This window comes from Dyadobacter tibetensis Y620-1, from assembly GCF_000566685.1.
GTDB classification, from domain to species: Bacteria; Bacteroidota; Bacteroidia; order Cytophagales; family Spirosomataceae; genus Dyadobacter; species Dyadobacter tibetensis.
On the sequence record NZ_AZQN01000001.1, the window covers coordinates 387,362 to 404,623 of the forward strand.

Below are 17,262 nucleotides of genomic sequence, written 5' to 3' on the forward strand. Positions count from 1 at the left end.
CGTTATTCTTTTATTTTCTTAGTTGCAGTTTTTTTGGTAGCCGTTTTTTTTGCAGCCGTTTTTTTAGCTGCAGGCTTTTTGGTTTCTGTAGTTTTTTTTGCAGGAGCCTTTCGACTTCCTCTTCCCACAGGCTTATCTGGTGTCTCGGCCGCAAGCTTTACTACTTGCTCAAAGGTTAAAGATGCTGGTTCCTGATCCTTGGGAATTTTAACGTTTTTCTTCCCAAAGGCAATATAGGGTCCATAACGTCCATTCAAAACCTTGACGTCTGGATCTTCGTCAAACTCCTTGATGAGTCTATTGCTTTCAATAACCCGTTTGTCCTTAATGATCTCAATGACCCGATCCTCTGTAACAGTCATAGGGTCATCCGTTTTAGCCAAGGAGTAAAACTTATTCTGATGCTTTACATAGGGGCCAAAACGACCAATATTGACCGTCAATTCTGCATCTTCGAAGGACCCAACTACCCTGGGTAACTTAAAGAGCTCCATGGCATCTTCAAATTTGATGGTTTCCATCAACTGACCCTTCAGTAGACTGGCAAACTTTGGTTTTTCTTCGTCTTCTACATCCCCAATTTGTACATATGGACCATATTTTCCGATTCTTACACTCACTTTTTTTCCGGATTCCGGGTCTTCTCCCAAATCTCGGGAAGTTAGGCTTTTATCGACTGCCTCTTCTTTTACCTCGTTTAGCTTCTTATGAAAAGGGGTATAAAAGTTTTTGATCATATCCCGCCAGGAAAGTTTCCCTTCGGCAATGTTATCGAAGTCTTTTTCTACACTAGCTGTGAAGGAGAAATCAAAGATGTCTTCAAAGTGATTTACCAGATAATCGTTGACCACCATTCCTGTACTGGTAGGGAAAAGCTTCGATTTTTCGGCCCCGTGATTTTCGGTTTTAATCGTACGTTCTATTCTTCCATCCTGAAGGGACAGTTCGGTAAACTTACGTTCGTGACCGTCACGATCTTCTTTCACCACATATTCCCGGCGAATGATTGTTGAAATAGTAGGAGCGTATGTTGAAGGACGACCAATGCCCATTTCTTCTAGTTTTTTCACCAGACTAGCCTCAGTATATCTTGGCGGGTGACGCGTAAAGCGCTCAGTAGCCCTTAAATCTGATAGTTGAAGTACCTGATTTATACTCAATGGAGGAAGCATACCTTTCTGCTCCTCATCTTCTTCGTCACTGGACTCAAGGTATACCTTGAGAAAACCTTCAAACTTAATGACTTCACCTTGTGCTACCAGGGTCTCGTTTGCGGTAGATATTGCAATAGTTGCTGTTGTTCTCTCCAACTGTGCATCTGCCATCTGTGAAGCGATAGCACGCTTCCATATCAATTCATAAAGCCGTTGCTCATTTCTTTCATTACTCCCTTTTAAAGTGGAGAAGTCGGTAGGACGTATGGCCTCATGAGCCTCCTGAGCCGATTCAGATTTTGTTTTAAATACTCTTTTGGTAAAAAAGTCCTGGCCATATTCCGTTACTATTTGCGTCTTTGCCTTACCTACCGCTTCTTCAGATAGGTTTGTAGAGTCGGTACGCATATAGGTGATTTTACCCGCCTCATAAAGCCGCTGGGCAATGGTCATAGTCTGGGCCACAGAAAAGCTTAGTTTTCTGGAGGCTTCCTGTTGCAGGGTAGAGGTGGTAAATGGTGCCGCAGGACTCTTTTTTGCGGGTTTGGTCTCCAGGTTTTTTATACTAAACTCGGCGCTAAGGCACTTTTCTAAAAATTCTTGTGCCTGTTGTTCCGTACTGAAGTTTTTGGCCAGTTCGGCGTTAAGGACCTTACCTTGTCCCAGATCGAAACGCGCGGTAACTTTATAACTACCCTTGGTTTGAAAGGCCTCAATTTCCCGTTCTCTTTCTACCACAATTCTAACGGCTACCGACTGAACTCTTCCGGCAGATAAACCACCCAGCCTTATTTTTTTCCATAAAACAGGAGATAGCTCGTATCCTACCAGCCGATCCAGAATACGACGAGCCTGCTGAGCATCCACCAAATCAAAGTCTATCTGCCTAGGTTTGGATATGGCATTTTGTAATGCCGTTTTAGTAATTTCCCGAAAAACGATACGTTTGGTAGTATCGGGAAGCCCTAGGGCTTCCTTAAGGTGCCAGGAAATTGCCTCTCCTTCCCGGTCATCATCCGTTGCTAGCCATACTTCTGCTCCTTTTGCCAGTTTCTTTAGTTCGGAGATTACCTTCACCTTATCAGATGAAATTTCGTACGAAGGTTGAAAATTGTTCTCAACATCAATGCCCATATCATGCTCGGGCAGGTCACGAACGTGCCCAAAGCTAGACTTGACAATGAAGTCGGTACCTAAATAATTCTCTATTGTTTTGGCCTTCGCCGGTGACTCCACGATCACCAGATTTTTTGACATAATTTTCGATTTAGTTTTCGATACGGCTGTTTTCGTGCTCAAATATAGGATAGATTTAAGCAGAAAATCAAAGTAGTTAGAAATTCATTGCCCAAATAAAGGGTATTTTCGTACAAAATAAAGGGTGTCAACCCTGCCGGATCCCGAAATTATTGCTTGCAAGCGTTGCCGATGGGTAGGATTAGTATATAATCATGCTAAATTATAGGAAAAACGTCCTGAACGCCCTTAAATATTCTGGAATTTCGTAGTTTCGCATGTTTAATTGACAACAAGATAATTTCAATTTTGATTTAATACTATGGCTTTTGACTTAGACATGATCAAGGGTGTTTATGCCCGCATGCAGGAAAGAGTGGAGGTTGCCCGCAAGGTAACTGGCCGACCCTTGACTTTAGCAGAAAAAATATTATACGCCCACCTTTGGGAAGGAGCTCCCTCCCAGGAATATACCAGAGGTAAGTCCTATGTTGACTTTGCTCCTGATCGGGTAGCCATGCAAGATGCCACGGCTCAAATGGCCTTGCTGCAATTTATGCAAGCCGGACGCCCTCAAGTAGCCGTTCCATCTACTGTACATTGCGATCACCTTATTCAAGCTGAAGTAGGTGCCGCTGCCGATTTGGAAAATGCAAAAAATAAAAATAAAGAAGTATATGACTTCTTGTCATCTGTTTCTGATAAATATGGACTAGGCTTCTGGAAACCTGGTGCAGGAATTATCCACCAGGTCGTTCTGGAAAATTATGCTTTTCCTGGTGGGATGATGATTGGTACCGATTCGCATACCCCTAATGCTGGTGGTTTGGGAATGGTAGCCATTGGAGTTGGTGGTGCCGATGCCAGTGATGTAATGTCTGGTCTGGCCTGGGAGCTGAAAATGCCGAAATTAATAGGCGTTAAATTAACCGGCAAACTTAGTGGCTGGGCTGCCGCAAAGGATGTAATCCTTTGGGTTGCGGGACAGCTTACCGTAAAAGGTGGTACAGGTGCTATTGTTGAGTATTTCGGGGAAGGGGCCGAAAATTTATCGGCTACCGGAAAGGGTACCATTTGTAATATGGGTGCGGAGATTGGAGCTACCACTTCGATTTTTGCCTACGATGCAAAAAGTGCAGCCTACCTGCGTGCTACCGATCGCAGTGACGTAGCCGATGCAGCTGATGCAGTTGCTCATCTCCTTCGTCCCGACGACGAAGTTCTGGCCAACCCTTCGGAATATTATGATCAGATTTTGGAATTGGACTTGTCTACTCTGGAACCCCATGTAAATGGACCATTCACTCCAGACTTGGCATGGCCTCTTTCTAAGTTCGCCACGGCGGTCAAAGAAAATGGCTGGCCGGAGATCCTTTCTGTAGGATTGATAGGTTCATGTACAAACTCATCTTACGAAGACATCAGCCGCGCAGCCTCTTTGGCTCAACAGGCGGTCGATAAAAAGTTAAAGGTAACTTCGGAATATACCATTACCCCTGGCTCTGAGCAGGTTCGCTTTACCGTGGCGCGTGATGGCTTCCTGGATACATTCGGACAGATCGGTGGGGTGGTACTTGCCAATGCTTGCGGTCCTTGTATTGGACAATGGGCTCGCCATGGGGCGGAGAAAGGTGAGAAAAACTCAATCATCACTTCTTTCAACCGTAACTTCTCTAAGCGTGCAGATGGTAACCCTAATACCCATTCATTTGTAGCTTCTCCCGAGATCGTGACGGCCTTGTCTATTGCCGGTCGCCTTACATTCGATCCGCGTACAGACAAACTGATGAATACAGATGGTGTGGAGGTGATGCTGGACGAGCCTACGGGCTGGGAATTGCCTACTAAAGGCTTCGCCGTTGAAGATGCCGGTTACCAAGCTCCTGCCGAAGATGGTAGTAAAGTAGAGGTATTAGTGAGCCCAACTTCTGACCGCTTGCAACTGCTCGAACCATTTAAGGAATGGGAAGGTACTGATCTTAAGGGTCTCAAACTTCTCATAAAGGCGAAAGGAAAATGTACTACGGATCATATTTCTATGGCTGGACCCTGGTTAAAATATCGTGGTCACCTGGATAATATTTCCAATAATATGTTGATTGGTGCAGTTAACTTCTTTAACGAAAAGACTAATACTGTGAAAAATCAGCTAACGGGCGAATATGGGGAGGTCCCAGCCGTTCAGCGCGATTATAAGGCAAAGGGTATTGGATCCATTGTAGTAGGAGACGAAAATTATGGAGAAGGTTCTTCCCGCGAGCATGCGGCTATGGAACCCCGCTTCCTTGGAGTTCGTGCGATTTTGGTGAAATCATTCGCTAGAATTCATGAGACCAACCTAAAGAAGCAGGGAATGCTCGGGTTAACTTTTAGTAATCCTGCTGATTATGATAAGATTCAGGAAAATGATAATATCGATATCGTAGGCTTGGAGACTTTTGCTGAAGGTGTACCACTAACGATTGTATTACATCATGAAGATGGCACCAGTGAGTCATTTGCTGTCAATCATACCTATAATGCTCAACAAGTAGAGTGGTTTAAGGCGGGGTCAGCACTGAATATTATTCGTAAGTCTATCGCTTAGATTGAGTGAATATTCATAAAAAAAGCGGGTCGAAAGGCCCGCTTTTTTTATGAATATTCTTACTACACATCCTTACGAAAAGTATAGATATTAGGCTTTTTCTTGCCACCAATCAAACTCTGCGAGAAAAATAAAAGCATTCCTACCATTATGGAAACATCAGCCATGTTGAAAATGCCAGTCTGAAAAAACACAAAATCCATATGCATGAAATCGGTGACAGATCCCCGAAAAAGCCGATCATAAATATTTCCCAGTCCACCTCCTATGGCGAAGGCTAATGCCAGTCCGCTTACCAGGTTCAAATCTTTTCGGACAAAAATATAATATAGGCCAAAGAGTAGGGTGCCAAGAGGTATCAGGGAAAGTAAGATAAGTTTTACTTGCTCCGGCATATCACTGCCAATACTTAAGAATGCGCCCTTATTTTCTACCTTGGTGAGAGTAAAATAACGCTCGACAATCGGGATGATTTGATATTCATCTATTTCCTCACGAGCCATATTTTTAGTGATCTGATCGCAGCCCAAATTGCATAGTAGTACGAATATGATAAGCGTATTTTTTAGATAGTTATTGCGCATGTGTAACGGAGTTGTAAGCAGAAATATGCGTTCGATTTAGTTCTAAAAAAATATGCCTGGCCTCTCAATTGAATTTTTTTGGCTAAAATACTTATAATTATTTGATCTATGGGAAGAACTTTGGTTCCAAATGAAATTATCTGCAGACTTGGACATTTAGTTTTTATTAAAAAATAAACTGTAGGATTTGGAGTTTAATATAGTTGGATACCCAATTGCCAACAAAATTTATTTTATGAGAATTAAGTTATTCTGGTTGTTTTTTGTCTTAACAGGGCCTGTGTTGGTCGCTCAAGATATAAAGGAATATAAGGGGAAGATAACCCAGCAATATTCCTTAAATGCTTCTACAGTTATAATTAATGAACAAAATAGAAAACCTCTTAGTCTGGCTCAGTACGATAGGCTCAATAAGGATTCGCCAGGGACTTACCGCTTGGTGCCGCAGTTCAATCGTTTTGGGAAGGTAGATCATTTTCTGATGGTTAATAGAAAAGGAGAAGCTGGTTCCTTCATTCTCTTTGAAGAGGATCTGATGCCTGAAGTGGGAGAGGAGTTGCCAGCTTTTGAAATGCTAGGACTAGACGGCAAAGTTTATAAGTCAGAATCATTACGTGGGCAGTATATTCTATTGGGCTTTTGGGTACGGTTTGAAAAACCCCTATATACCCTTGCAAGCACCCGGGTAATTTCAGACTTTATTGGAGAGCAGGCGCGTAAAGGGGTTCATGTCGTCTCTTTGGGTACTACATTGAACACCCGGGAAGAGTGTTTAAAGGCAATTCCCAAACGTAACTGTGGATTCGTACCCGTTCCCCAGAGTTACGGTTTCAACCATCGATACCATATTGGCGAGACGCCCTATTTTATTTTAATCGATAAGCACGGTAAGGTACTGGCCAGGGCTGCTCATACCGAATTCGAAAAAATTGCAGAGGTGAAGCTGAAATGATTAAGTTGAATATAATATGGTATAATTCCCCGGTTGATTACTTTCCTTATAAACTGTAATTAAAACCATATGAATCGCCGTCAAGCCATGGGATCATTGCTCGCTGTTACCGGCAGTAGCGCCATGTTCCCCACTATGATCCCAACACGAAACTCCCCGTTCATCTATTCACTCAATATGTCCACACTGCGTGGGCACAAACTGGGATTTCGAAAAGAATTAGAAGTTGCCGCTCAGGCAGGATATGGGTCGGTGGAAATCTGGATCAGTTCTTTAGAGGCCTACCTTGCGGAAGGCCATAGCTTAGCCGAAACCAGACGGCTGATTGCGGATTTGGGGTTGAAAGTTGAAAATGCAATTGGCTTCGCCAATTGGATCGTCGATGATGTGACTGTCAGAAAAAAGGGAGTGGATCAGTTAAAAAGAGAAATGGATCAGCTTGCGGAAATAGGCTGTCACAGGGTCGCTGCACCTCCTGCAGGTGCGGTAGACGGCAATCTGCTGGATCTTGCTGAAGTCGCTGCCAGGTATAGGGCCATTCTTGAGCTAGGCGATCAAACGGGCGTTGTGCCCCATCTGGAATTATGGGGTTTTGCCAAAAATCTGAGCCGGGTAAGTGAGATTCTGTATGTAGCGACGGAAACTGCCCATAGAGATGCTCGTTTACTAATGGATGTCTACCACCTACATAAGGGTGGGTCTGGCCTGGATAGTGTGCTCAATGTAGGGCCATCCCTCATAGAAATTTTTCATATGAATGATTATCCTCGTGATCCCATAGCGGCGGATATCAAGGACGAGCATAGGCTTTATGCCGGCGATGGAATTGCACCATTACCACAACTTCTTCAAACTTTATATAGAAAGGAAAATCCTGTGGTATTGTCCTTCGAAGTATTTAATAAGAACTACTATGCACAGGATGCATTATTAGTAGCCAGAACAGGGCTTTCTAAAATGAAAGAGGTAGTAGCAAAATGTGATTTTGGATAAACTTCAGTTATTCAGACAAGCGCTGGATATACTCTAAGGAGATATTTTCGAATTCTACTTCAGCGCCTTCGCTCTGTAAGGCTATTTGCCCATCCGAAGCCGTGGCATTGAAGCCGTAGTTCACCAGGACACCATTTAGCCATACTTTAATACTATTCTGATAGCACTCAATCTGATAGTTATTCCACTCTCCCAAAGGTTTTTCAGTTCCTTCGGTCAGATTAGGAATGCGTCTGGCTTTTCCTTCACTAACTCCCCATGTATTTCTGGGGCCTCGGCGGTTCTCCATATCCGGGACGGTTATATCTTCCTGAATGCACCAGAAATCCCCGGCATTTTCATGCATCATCTGAATCTCAATGGAGCGTGGAAACATACGATAGAGCGATCTGGGCGTAGATACGAAGACCAATATGCCACAGTTACCTGGCTTGTCAGTAAAACGATAACGAAAACTAAGACGGAAATTTTTATACTTCTTATCTGTAATGAGATGACCCCCAGGAGTACCCAGACTTACTAGTTTGCCAGCTCTAACCATAAAAGGAATCCTTTCCGTTTTGTTGCTGTCCAGTGCTGGAACATCCCAGTGCCAGCCAGCCAGATTTTTTCCATTGAATAAGGATACTTTACTCCCTTGTGCCCAGATTTCATTACCGAATCCCGAAAAGAATAATAATATGATTAGAGTAGCCTTGGGCTGCATACGAAGCATAGGTTGAATAATTTTTGACTTGGCGTCTATAATTAATAGGCTAACCGTTGGAGGTTTCCAAACTGTTCTCAGTAGATAAGATCTTAAATAAATTATCTATAAACTCAAAACTATATCTACTAGCCACATGCTTTACAAATTGGGTGAAATCATTTTCTGCATTATCATTGGCCTTGTCTGAGATTACCCTGAAAATAATAAATGGGATTCCATTTTCATAACAGACTTGAGCCACGGCTGCACCCTCCATTTCTACACAGAGGATTGCAGGAAGATTCATAAGTAAATCATTCCTTTCGGCGTCAGTCGATACAAATTTATCCCCGCTGGCTATGAAGCCTGCAAACAATTTTGGCTGAATGATTCCGAACTCATCCAAAGCCTTCTCCCCTAATAATTGATGAAGATAATTTTGGTCTAAGAGATTTTGAACAGCAGACGTTGCCAAATCAATTTTATCTTCAGGACTGGCAATAAAACTCATATTGAGCAAGGGTAATTCATAACGCTTTATAAAAGGCCTTGCGTCCATGTCGTGCTGAATAAAGTGAGTTCCCAGCACGATGTCGCCAATATTTAATTTTCCTTGGATCGCCCCTGCGACCCCTGTGAAAACCAATTCTGTAACCGAAAAGAGGTGTAGAAGGGTTGTTGCTGTAGTTGCTGCTGCAACCTTTCCCCAGCGGGAAAATACCAGTACGACTCGAATCCCATTAATTGATCCTTCAAAATAGGTTCTCATACCGATGACTGTAGATTTTCTATTCTCGATCAATTCTGTTAGCCCTTCTATTTCCTCTGGCATAGCACTCATGATGCCGATGATTCGTTGCCGCATTGTTTGTTTTGATGAATAAATTACACTGCTAAACATTAGTGAAGGGCAAAGTTAAATGATCCTGCTAAAGAATCTACTACAATATAGTTATACTACCTTAATCTAAGGGTTTTCATGGATAGGAGTTATTATTTATTAGGGGTGACGTGGCCGTATTCCTATGATACATTCCTGATTGTATCAATAGAATATGTTACTATTTTTTAACTTACATAATAGTCCTGGCCCGAAATATTTAAAATAGTGCCCTACGGGTATTTATTCTGGACTTGGTGGGAAATGTAAAGGGCGTAAGTAGGGAATTCGAAAAAATCAGAACATCAGATAGTTAACCAAAACGTCAGGTGTAGCCCGTGGATTATAATTTCGGTATACGGAAAGGTTTGGAGGGGAGGTGATGCAAGCCAGATGCATTTTTGCTTGGATGATCAGCAGAATTATTATAGGGAGACCATCGTAATAAATTAAGCTCTCAGGGATCGAAAATTATTACGATGGCTGTTTAGCATTTTTCAGGAAGACTTTGGTTTTCTTCCAACTTTTGGTCGTTGTTTAATCTTGTCTGGTCTTGGACGTATTTCTTTGTCGGCAAAATATAATTTTAAGGATTCCAGAATAATATCTTTCTGGGTCAGTCCTTCCCAATACCCATAATCTTTCATGTTTTCCATGAGGGAGAATTCGCATTCGAAGGTTACTTTCGTAGAAGGCCCTTCTGAGGCAGGCTGAGTGGGCTCATTGGTTTCGGACACTTCCTCAGTATCAACAATCAAAGGTAGCGGAGCAAAATCAAATTTCCTTTCTTTAGCCATAGTGTCAGTTGTTTATTCTTTCTAAAATCTCTTTAGTTAATTTGTAATAATCTTCTGCCCCCTTACTGTTAGGGGCGTATTCAAATATTGTTTGGCCGCTGGCTTGCGCCTCAGATAAGGCTATGTTATCACGGATGTACGACTCCATAAATACGTCCCCAAGTTGCTCCTTGGTAGCCGCAATAAGTTCATGACTTATCTTTTTCCTTATTTTCGGATTATAACGGGTAGCAAATACACCGCCAAGATTAGTACCCGGACTGATCTTTTTAATTTCTGCCGAATAAACCAGGAAATTACGAAGTCCTTCATAGCTAAGGAATTCGGCTTGCAGGGGAACGTAATACTGGTGACATGAAACCAAGGCCAGTCTGGTGTTGCCGTACAAAGCGGGTGGACAATCGATGACCACAAAATCGTATTGATCCTTCACCTTTTCCAGCGCAATTTTAAGGTTGAAAGGGAAAATCGGCGCCGACTTGATGGTGTCTTCTCTATGAATCATTTCTGCCGATCCCGGAAGTATATCAATACCCCCCACATGCTGAACGATCTCCTCGAACTCGTGCTCCCCCGTTATAAACGATCCACTGTCTTTCTTGAGTCCGGCATGGGTGATGCCGAAACTTTTGGTTAAGCTAGCCTGGGCATCCAGATCTATTACCAATACGCGAGCATTAGCAAACTGGGAAAGTCCAGCGGCTATACTTTGAGCGGAGGTGGTTTTTCCTACGCCCCCTTTGTTGTTAACAATACTCAGGATCTTCATTTAAAAGTAATATAGATATAAAATGTTTGGAGTTTACTTGCTATGGGCATGTAAATAAACATAAAATATTTATAGAACTTATCTATTTAAATGAAAAGTCTTAAAAGTTTAAATTAGGCCTAAAAGTAATATTCTTTTTATTAATAATAAAAGTATACAAGCATTATTTTAACATGGTTAGTGTAAATAGCTCATTATGAGGATATTTTAAAGTTTAGTCCGGTTTTGGATTTAAGGGCAATTGAGTGGAAGGTATGTGTGGATGGTCTTCGTGGTTCCTGGATTTTAGATTTTGATGAATAACCCTCATTAAAAATATCGTAATTACCACAGCTATAACCACCACAAATCCCAATGTTGGATAGTTTTGAATTTTCCCATCCTCACCTTCGCTGACTATAAATCCAGCTATTAGAGAAGCTATACCGCCGGCGATCTGTTGCACTGAAGCGTTAATCCCCATAAAGCCTCCGCGATCCTGAACACTTGGAATCGCTGTCATCAGCGCAGATGCAGCAATCATACGTCCCGATATACCCACGAATAATAGGACATTCAGGATCATAATAATCCATAGAGGAGTAATTGACAGGTTACAGTAAATCAGGGTCATTACACTCGTTATAATGGATCCGATGACAAACATCGGATATTTACCGGTTTTGTCACTTAATGTTCCTATCAATGGACTAAAAATGAGCATACAAAGTCCGGTGACCATATACAGGAGGGGTAGTTTTTCTAGAGAGATACCCAGGTTTTGAACACCATAGGCACTTCCAAAGGGCATTAACATAAATCCGCCTGTGGCCAGCAAGGTAGTGGCAGCGAAACCCTTTAAATAGAACCGGTTTGTGACAATACCTAAGAGGTGCTGAAATGCATTTCCGGGCTTCGGGTTCCGAAGGTGATCGTCTATTGGACGGAGTTTAGTGAAAATGACGATACCGATAATGATGCTTACAATTACAATCATTTGAAACGGGGTATGCCAGTCCCAGTGTGTGGCCAGATAAAGACCGACTGGTATACCAAGTACCTGGCTGAGTCCAAAGGCCATTTGCACAAATCCCATTACTCTTCCTCTTTTTTCTAATGGAAACAAGTCGGTGACAATTGCAAAGCTAATGGATCCGATAACCCCGCCGAATAGTCCCGTAAGGATACGAGCCCAAAGTAAAAAAGTGTATCCTGGAGCAATGGAGCATAAAAAGGTTCCCATGATGAAACCAACATAAAAGAAGAGGAGTAATTTTTTTCGATCGTATTTGTCGGCATACCCTGCCGAAAGAATTCCTGAAGCCCCTGCGCTAAAAGCGTAGGCTGAAACGACAAGGCCAAATTGTGAAGTGGAAATAGAAAGCTCGGATAAGAGAATGGCGCCCAGTGGCGAAAGGACCATAAAGTCCAGAACAATGGTAAATTGTAAGAAGGCTAAAATAGCTACTACAAATATTTGGTAGCGGTTGAAGCCACCTTCGTTATTTTCTTTCATATGCATGCTCAACTGGGAACTGAAAAGTCTTTGTCTAAAATAAAATCTGAAATAATTTTCTTGTTATATCCCTTATAGCCACCCAGAAAATCCCTGCCAACCTGCTGAATATATCGCTTCATTCTGGGGGAATTTAATTGTGTTAAAAGTGCCTCGTAGTCAATACAGGTTTTAATAAAGTAACCAGAATAAAGGGTGCAATCAGGGTTTTCATATAAAACAAAATTTGGCTCCTTATTAATAGGGGAAAAAATGATTTTTTTGCCAAAGGAATGATCCAAAGCTTGTCCACGACCGAAAGCGTACCAGGCTACAGCATTGGGTGTTCCTTTATCTCTTAGGCTTAAATCCGCCTTGATACTACATAAATATCGATAAGCAAAAGGGAAACGCTCTTTCAGAACCGATTCAGGGATGATTTTATTTTTCCCTTTACTATTCTTTTGATAAGGAAAAATAATGTACTCCGTAATAGGGTCATCTGAACATTTAAGTTTGGAGCCTTTAATGATAGGGCGTAGGAGCGTCGATTCAATAGCTACGCGATGCCCTTGTCGCGTTTCTATCATAGCCAAATGTGCGGCCTGTTCGATAAGTCTGACGATATACAAATGGTCGGACAAAGTGGTAATACCAACCGATATTTCACAAATATCCCCAAGGCGGATTCCTATAGCCCCAGGCGAGGAGGTGAGCCCCATATTCCATGCTTTTCCGATTTCAAGATACTCATAAGGAATGTTTGTTTCCCTGTATCGGAAATTACTATCGCAGACTTCGTATCTTATGGAATTTTGCTGCTGGTTTCTAAAGATGCTTATCGCTGAATAGGTGCCTACAGATCCAAACAGGCGCTGAGCTTCATAATTAATTATTTTTACCATAGATCGGGTGGTACGAATATGATCCCGTAAATGCTGAGCGGCCGAAGTGGTAAGGTACGAATTAGGCGTAATGATGACACAAATACCTGTATCGCTTAATAGATGGTACGCTTGTTCGAAGAAGGCCAGGTAAATATCGGAGGAGCCAAAGCTACAAGTTACATAACTCTGGAGCAAAAAGCTCCGATATTCAGGTGCAAGGTTCTGTTGTCGGATATAAGGAGGGTTACTGAATATGAAGTCATAATGCTGTTGCGGTTCATTATTGCGTAAGGCGTCACAGCATCTAAGATTCCAGTCAATTTGAAAGGGGTAGGGTTCAAGTAATTGGTTTAGTTTATTTCTACATTCATTTATTGCCTGTGCATCCGTATCCCAGCCATAAATGTTCATGAGCGCCTTTTCTTTATTTTCCTCGGGGTAATTATACAGAATATTTTTAATGATGGGAATAAGAAATCTTCCGTCTCCACAGGCCATATCCAGAATTAAGCTATTTTCAGAAGCCCAGTATACACCCGATTCCATTAACATTTTTTCAACTATATGATCGGGGGTGTATACCTTGCCAAGGCGTTTGGAAGCTGGTAATGGTTGCGAGTCAGAGGGCATAGAATACTCGAGCAATCTAGTGGTTTTAAGGGAATAACTGGATGTCTAGCAATGAAAATACGGCTAAGGAAAGGATGGTTGTTTCCGTAAGACAGTAGATGATTTGTAATATTTGAGGCATTAGATCTCGAATTATGAAAGATAATGTAATCGATTTTTATTATCTGCTTTCCTGGTGCTAGAATAATTCAAGTCTTCGTTATCTCTTTACTTTTGTGCTTATGATGTCCTTTTTTCTTTCCAAATATACTTCTAAATTAGCTGCTACTCAAATAATGATCGCAGCGATCCTCATCCGACGTATGAATCATTAAATAACCTAAATACCTTGATAATGTTAAAATTAGGATTCAATAGTGCTATTTTAGCCGGATTTGGCTTGGAACATGTATTGCAATTTGCCGGTAATCACGGTTTTTCCTGTGTAGAGGTCATGTGCTGGCCGGCCGAGAATACCGATACACGGAGATATGCAGGGGTCTCACATATTGATGTAAATGCATTGAATAACAAGAGAATGGCGGAAATCCGATTTGCCCTTAATGAGACTAAGGTAGGCATTTCTGCATTGGGGTATTATCCAAATATAATGGACCCAGATCCCGTCCGGTCAGAATTTTACCTTGAGCATCTTAAATCAGTGATTCGTGCCGCAGCAAAACTAAAGGTGCCTGTGGTGACAACTTTCATAGGGCGCGATCCTTCCAAAAATATTCAGGAGAACCTAAAGACTTTCGCTGATGTATGGCCCGGCATTGTAAAGGTGGCTGAGGAAGAAAATATCAAATTGGCTATTGAAAACTGTCCCATGTTCTTTACTAATGACGAATGGCCCGGAGGAAAAAACCTCGCCATCAGTCCGGCAGTTTGGGACCGGATGTTTGAAATTATTCCAAGTCCAATTTTTGGACTCAATTATGACCCTTCTCATATGATTTGGCAGATGATGGATGAGATAAAGCCAATTTATAATTATAAAAATCGTTTGCATCATATCCATTTAAAGGATGCCAGGATTTACAAGGACCAATTGGATCGTGTTGGTATCTTGGCCAATCCGCTGGAATATCATTCCCCCAAATTACCGGGTATGGGTGATGTGGACTGGAGGGCATTCTTTGCCGCCCTTACCGATGTTCGCTATCGGGGTCCTGTAGTCATAGAAGTAGAAGATAAAGCCTACGAAAGCAATCTTGCCGATGTTAGAACCGCCATTTTAACGAGTAGAAATTACGTAAAACAATTCTTGGGCGATACGGCTGTATGAATGGAGGTCGGATAGATATTGCTTTATCCTAAGGCTCTGGCTTAAGGAAGAGGTATAAAAAATCCAGGATGCTTGTTTACAGGTATCCTGGATTTTTGCATTTATAACTTGGTTTATATTAATTTCGAGCGTGAGGCTAAAATCGCTGTGCATGAAGCCAAGAGGGCCACAATCAAGAAAGATAGGCGCAGATTGGAAAACTGGGCAACGATTCCTATTAAGGGAGGGCCAATCAGAAAGCCAATAAAGCTAATGGACGAAACCGCTGCCAGAGCCATGCCCGATGACATACTTTTGGAGCGTCCTGTGGCTCCGTAAACCAAGGGTACGACCGATGATACTCCGAAACCTACCAATAGGAAACCTAAAGTAGCTGTTTCTAAGAAAGGAAGAGCAATTGCTATGGCTAGACCAGTACCCATTAGGATACCACTTAGCCTGAGGATTTTTTTACGACCTATGCGGTTAGCTAGCCAGTCTCCAGTAAATCTCCCGGCCGTCATAGTGGCCATAAAGGCAACATAGCCCAGTGAAGTCCACTGCGTGGGAACGGCAACTACTTCCTGAAAATATACCCCGCTCCAGTCGAACATAGCCCCTTCACAAACCATGGCACAGAAACCAATTAAACCCAGTATTAATAGATCTCGATCCGGTTTCACCCACAAAGGCGCGGCATTTTCTTTGGACTGGCCGCGATCTGGGAAAGAATGTCTGTTTGCAATTAAGATAATGGCCAGAGCGGCAATGGCTATAAAAACAAAATGTATATGCGGAGGGACACCTTTTGAGATAAAAATGGAGCCAATCATAGCGCTGATAAAGCCTGCCAGACTCCATAGACCATGAAATGAGGCCATGATAGATTTTCCATAGGCTTGCTCAACTTCAACAGCCTGAGTATTTACGGCTATATTGGTTAGATTTCCCCATAAACCAAAGGCAAAAAGCACAATCACCAAGTGCTCGACACGGGTAACGAAACCAATACAGGTAAGGGTCAGAGCATAGAGTATAGCGCCTACAAAAACCATTTTCCTGCTACCATATTTAGTGACCATCCAGCCCGATAAGGGTAGGCTTGCCATTAATCCTATAGGGAGTGCGAGTAAGACCGTTCCCAGCCCACCTTCAGAAAGATGCATGAGCCTTTTAATATCAGGAATACGGCTGGCCCATGCGGCAAAGCTCAGTCCTTGCACGAAAAAGAAGGCTGCTACGGCCCAGCGTAAAAAACGTCGGGAGTGTGAAGGTGATAGAATGGATATGTTCATAGTATATATTTTTATTGGAGAAGCTGGTATTGCATTATTTTGCTATTAATTCATCTCCTTAATGTTCTGGATTTTTATAGGCATATAACAAATAGGCCCTTCATTTTACAAAAATAAACGTTTTTAAGATTTATTGATTCACTAAAGTTGTACTTTTTTAATAATATAAAAAAGTAGTTATTGTACTAATTGTATAAATTGAATTTTGTTTGCTTTTTTTAAGAATATACGAACTTTAAAATGGTGGTTAATAGTTAACTTGCTTGTTGCATTTTGGATGGGAAGAACCTTTGGTATTGAATTTTTAGGTATTGACGTGTTCTTGATATCGGAGCGCAATTTTCCGCAATATTCAGGGATGTAAGGGAGTCACATAGTGGGGAGAAGGAATTAAGTTGTCTAGGGAGTGAACAAGAGGAAGCTTACCCAATTAAAATCTAGATTTGTTTATGATTATATATCAAGGAGTCATATTATTTTTAATCTTATTTATTTCGCCCTTTAATTTCTGTTCAGGGCAATATCAGGAATATGCGTTGGTTGTGGGGGGTAAAAAAGTAGGCGCCTTGAAGGTATATCCCCAAGACAGTGCCAAATCGGTTAAAGTCTTTAAGGTAGAATCTGAATTCAAAATGTTATTTCAAAATGGCAGATTTTCTAACACCAGTATATATTCTAACGGAAAATTGGTGCAGGCAGACTTTGTGCATAGTCTAAATGGGAATACCAAAGAGCGGACCAACACTAAATATAAAACATCTCAGCTCTATGAAGTCCGGTTTAACGATGAGGCTGGACAGTCTAAGGCCATACAGAATATCACAGAACCCATTCATGCGACGCTTACAACCTTGTTTTATAAGGAGCCGAAAGGAATTCGATCGGTTTATTCAGAACGGTTTGGGCAATTCTGTGCTGTAAGTAAGTTGTCTCTCCAGGATTATAAAGTGCAGATGCCAGATGGCAAGCAGAATGTTTATTCTTATCGGGATGGACGTTTTTTTGAGATGCAAACAGAATTGGCAGGATTTAGACTACGAATTGTTAGGCAGTAATTGATGATCATAAAAAAGGGGAAACAAGATTTTGT

Annotated in this window: 14 protein-coding genes; 5 read left to right on the forward strand and 9 right to left on the reverse strand. The window is 41.9% G+C overall.

Annotated elements, in window-relative coordinates:
* Nucleotides 1-2: 2 nt before the first annotated feature.
* Complete coding sequence (gene topA, locus X939_RS0101665; protein WP_025761525.1) at nt 3-2,411, reverse strand: type I DNA topoisomerase; 2,409 nt, start codon at nt 2,409-2,411, stop codon at nt 3-5.
* 301 nt (nt 2,412-2,712) lie between these two features.
* Between topA and X939_RS0101670 the strand changes: the two genes are divergently transcribed.
* Complete coding sequence (locus tag X939_RS0101670; protein WP_025761526.1) at nt 2,713-4,977, forward strand: aconitate hydratase; 2,265 nt, start codon at nt 2,713-2,715, stop codon at nt 4,975-4,977.
* A gap of 62 nt (nt 4,978-5,039) precedes the next feature.
* On the opposite strand, the gene lspA is transcribed toward X939_RS0101670, so the two are convergent.
* A complete protein-coding gene (gene lspA / locus X939_RS0101675; RefSeq protein WP_025761527.1) occupies nt 5,040-5,561 on the reverse strand; it encodes a signal peptidase II in 522 nt (173 codons plus the stop codon).
* A gap of 235 nt (nt 5,562-5,796) precedes the next feature.
* Here lspA and X939_RS0101680 point away from each other — a divergent pair, with 235 nt between their 5' ends.
* Entirely contained in the window at nt 5,797-6,513 is a 717-nt protein-coding gene (locus X939_RS0101680) for a TlpA family protein disulfide reductase (RefSeq protein WP_131694683.1), read from the forward strand.
* A 69-nt stretch (nt 6,514-6,582) separates the two neighbouring features.
* Nucleotides 6,583-7,506 carry a sugar phosphate isomerase/epimerase family protein gene (locus X939_RS0101685; RefSeq protein WP_025761529.1) on the forward strand — a complete coding sequence of 308 codons (924 nt, stop codon included), beginning with the start codon at nt 6,583-6,585 and terminating at the stop codon, nt 7,504-7,506.
* A gap of 7 nt (nt 7,507-7,513) precedes the next feature.
* Here X939_RS0101685 and X939_RS0101690 read toward each other — a convergent pair whose 3' ends face one another.
* The 6 genes from X939_RS0101690 to X939_RS0101715 form a co-directional block, all read right to left on the reverse strand.
* A complete protein-coding gene (locus X939_RS0101690) occupies nt 7,514-8,212 on the reverse strand; it encodes a 3-keto-disaccharide hydrolase (RefSeq protein WP_025761530.1) in 699 nt (232 codons plus the stop codon).
* 49 nt (nt 8,213-8,261) lie between these two features.
* The gene (locus X939_RS0101695) at nt 8,262-9,095 is read right to left on the reverse strand and encodes a 5'-methylthioadenosine/adenosylhomocysteine nucleosidase (protein ID WP_198034349.1); all 834 of its coding nucleotides are present in this window, start codon (nt 9,093-9,095) and stop codon (nt 8,262-8,264) included.
* A gap of 476 nt (nt 9,096-9,571) precedes the next feature.
* Nucleotides 9,572-9,871, reverse strand: a complete 300-nt coding sequence (locus X939_RS0101700; RefSeq protein ID WP_025761532.1) for a hypothetical protein — start codon at nt 9,869-9,871, stop codon at nt 9,572-9,574.
* Nucleotides 9,872-9,875: 4 nt separating this feature from the next.
* Nucleotides 9,876-10,640, reverse strand: coding sequence for a ParA family protein (locus tag X939_RS0101705; RefSeq protein WP_025761533.1), 765 nt, complete (start codon nt 10,638-10,640; stop codon nt 9,876-9,878).
* Between the two features lie 214 nt (nt 10,641-10,854).
* Entirely contained in the window at nt 10,855-12,135 is a 1,281-nt protein-coding gene (locus tag X939_RS0101710; protein WP_131694682.1) for an MFS transporter, read from the reverse strand.
* An 8-nt stretch (nt 12,136-12,143) separates the two neighbouring features.
* Entirely contained in the window at nt 12,144-13,646 is a 1,503-nt protein-coding gene (locus tag X939_RS0101715) for an Eco57I restriction-modification methylase domain-containing protein (RefSeq protein WP_131694681.1), read from the reverse strand.
* Nucleotides 13,647-13,965: 319 nt separating this feature from the next.
* Here X939_RS0101715 and X939_RS0101720 point away from each other — a divergent pair, with 319 nt between their 5' ends.
* Nucleotides 13,966-14,898, forward strand: a complete 933-nt coding sequence (locus X939_RS0101720; RefSeq protein ID WP_025761536.1) for a sugar phosphate isomerase/epimerase family protein — start codon at nt 13,966-13,968, stop codon at nt 14,896-14,898.
* 113 nt (nt 14,899-15,011) lie between these two features.
* On the opposite strand, the gene X939_RS0101725 is transcribed toward X939_RS0101720, so the two are convergent.
* A complete protein-coding gene (locus tag X939_RS0101725; RefSeq protein ID WP_025761537.1) occupies nt 15,012-16,172 on the reverse strand; it encodes an MFS transporter in 1,161 nt (386 codons plus the stop codon).
* 449 nt (nt 16,173-16,621) lie between these two features.
* Here X939_RS0101725 and X939_RS0101730 point away from each other — a divergent pair, with 449 nt between their 5' ends.
* Entirely contained in the window at nt 16,622-17,227 is a 606-nt protein-coding gene (locus X939_RS0101730) for a DUF6134 family protein (RefSeq protein ID WP_025761538.1), read from the forward strand.
* Nucleotides 17,228-17,262: the final 35 nt, after the last annotated feature.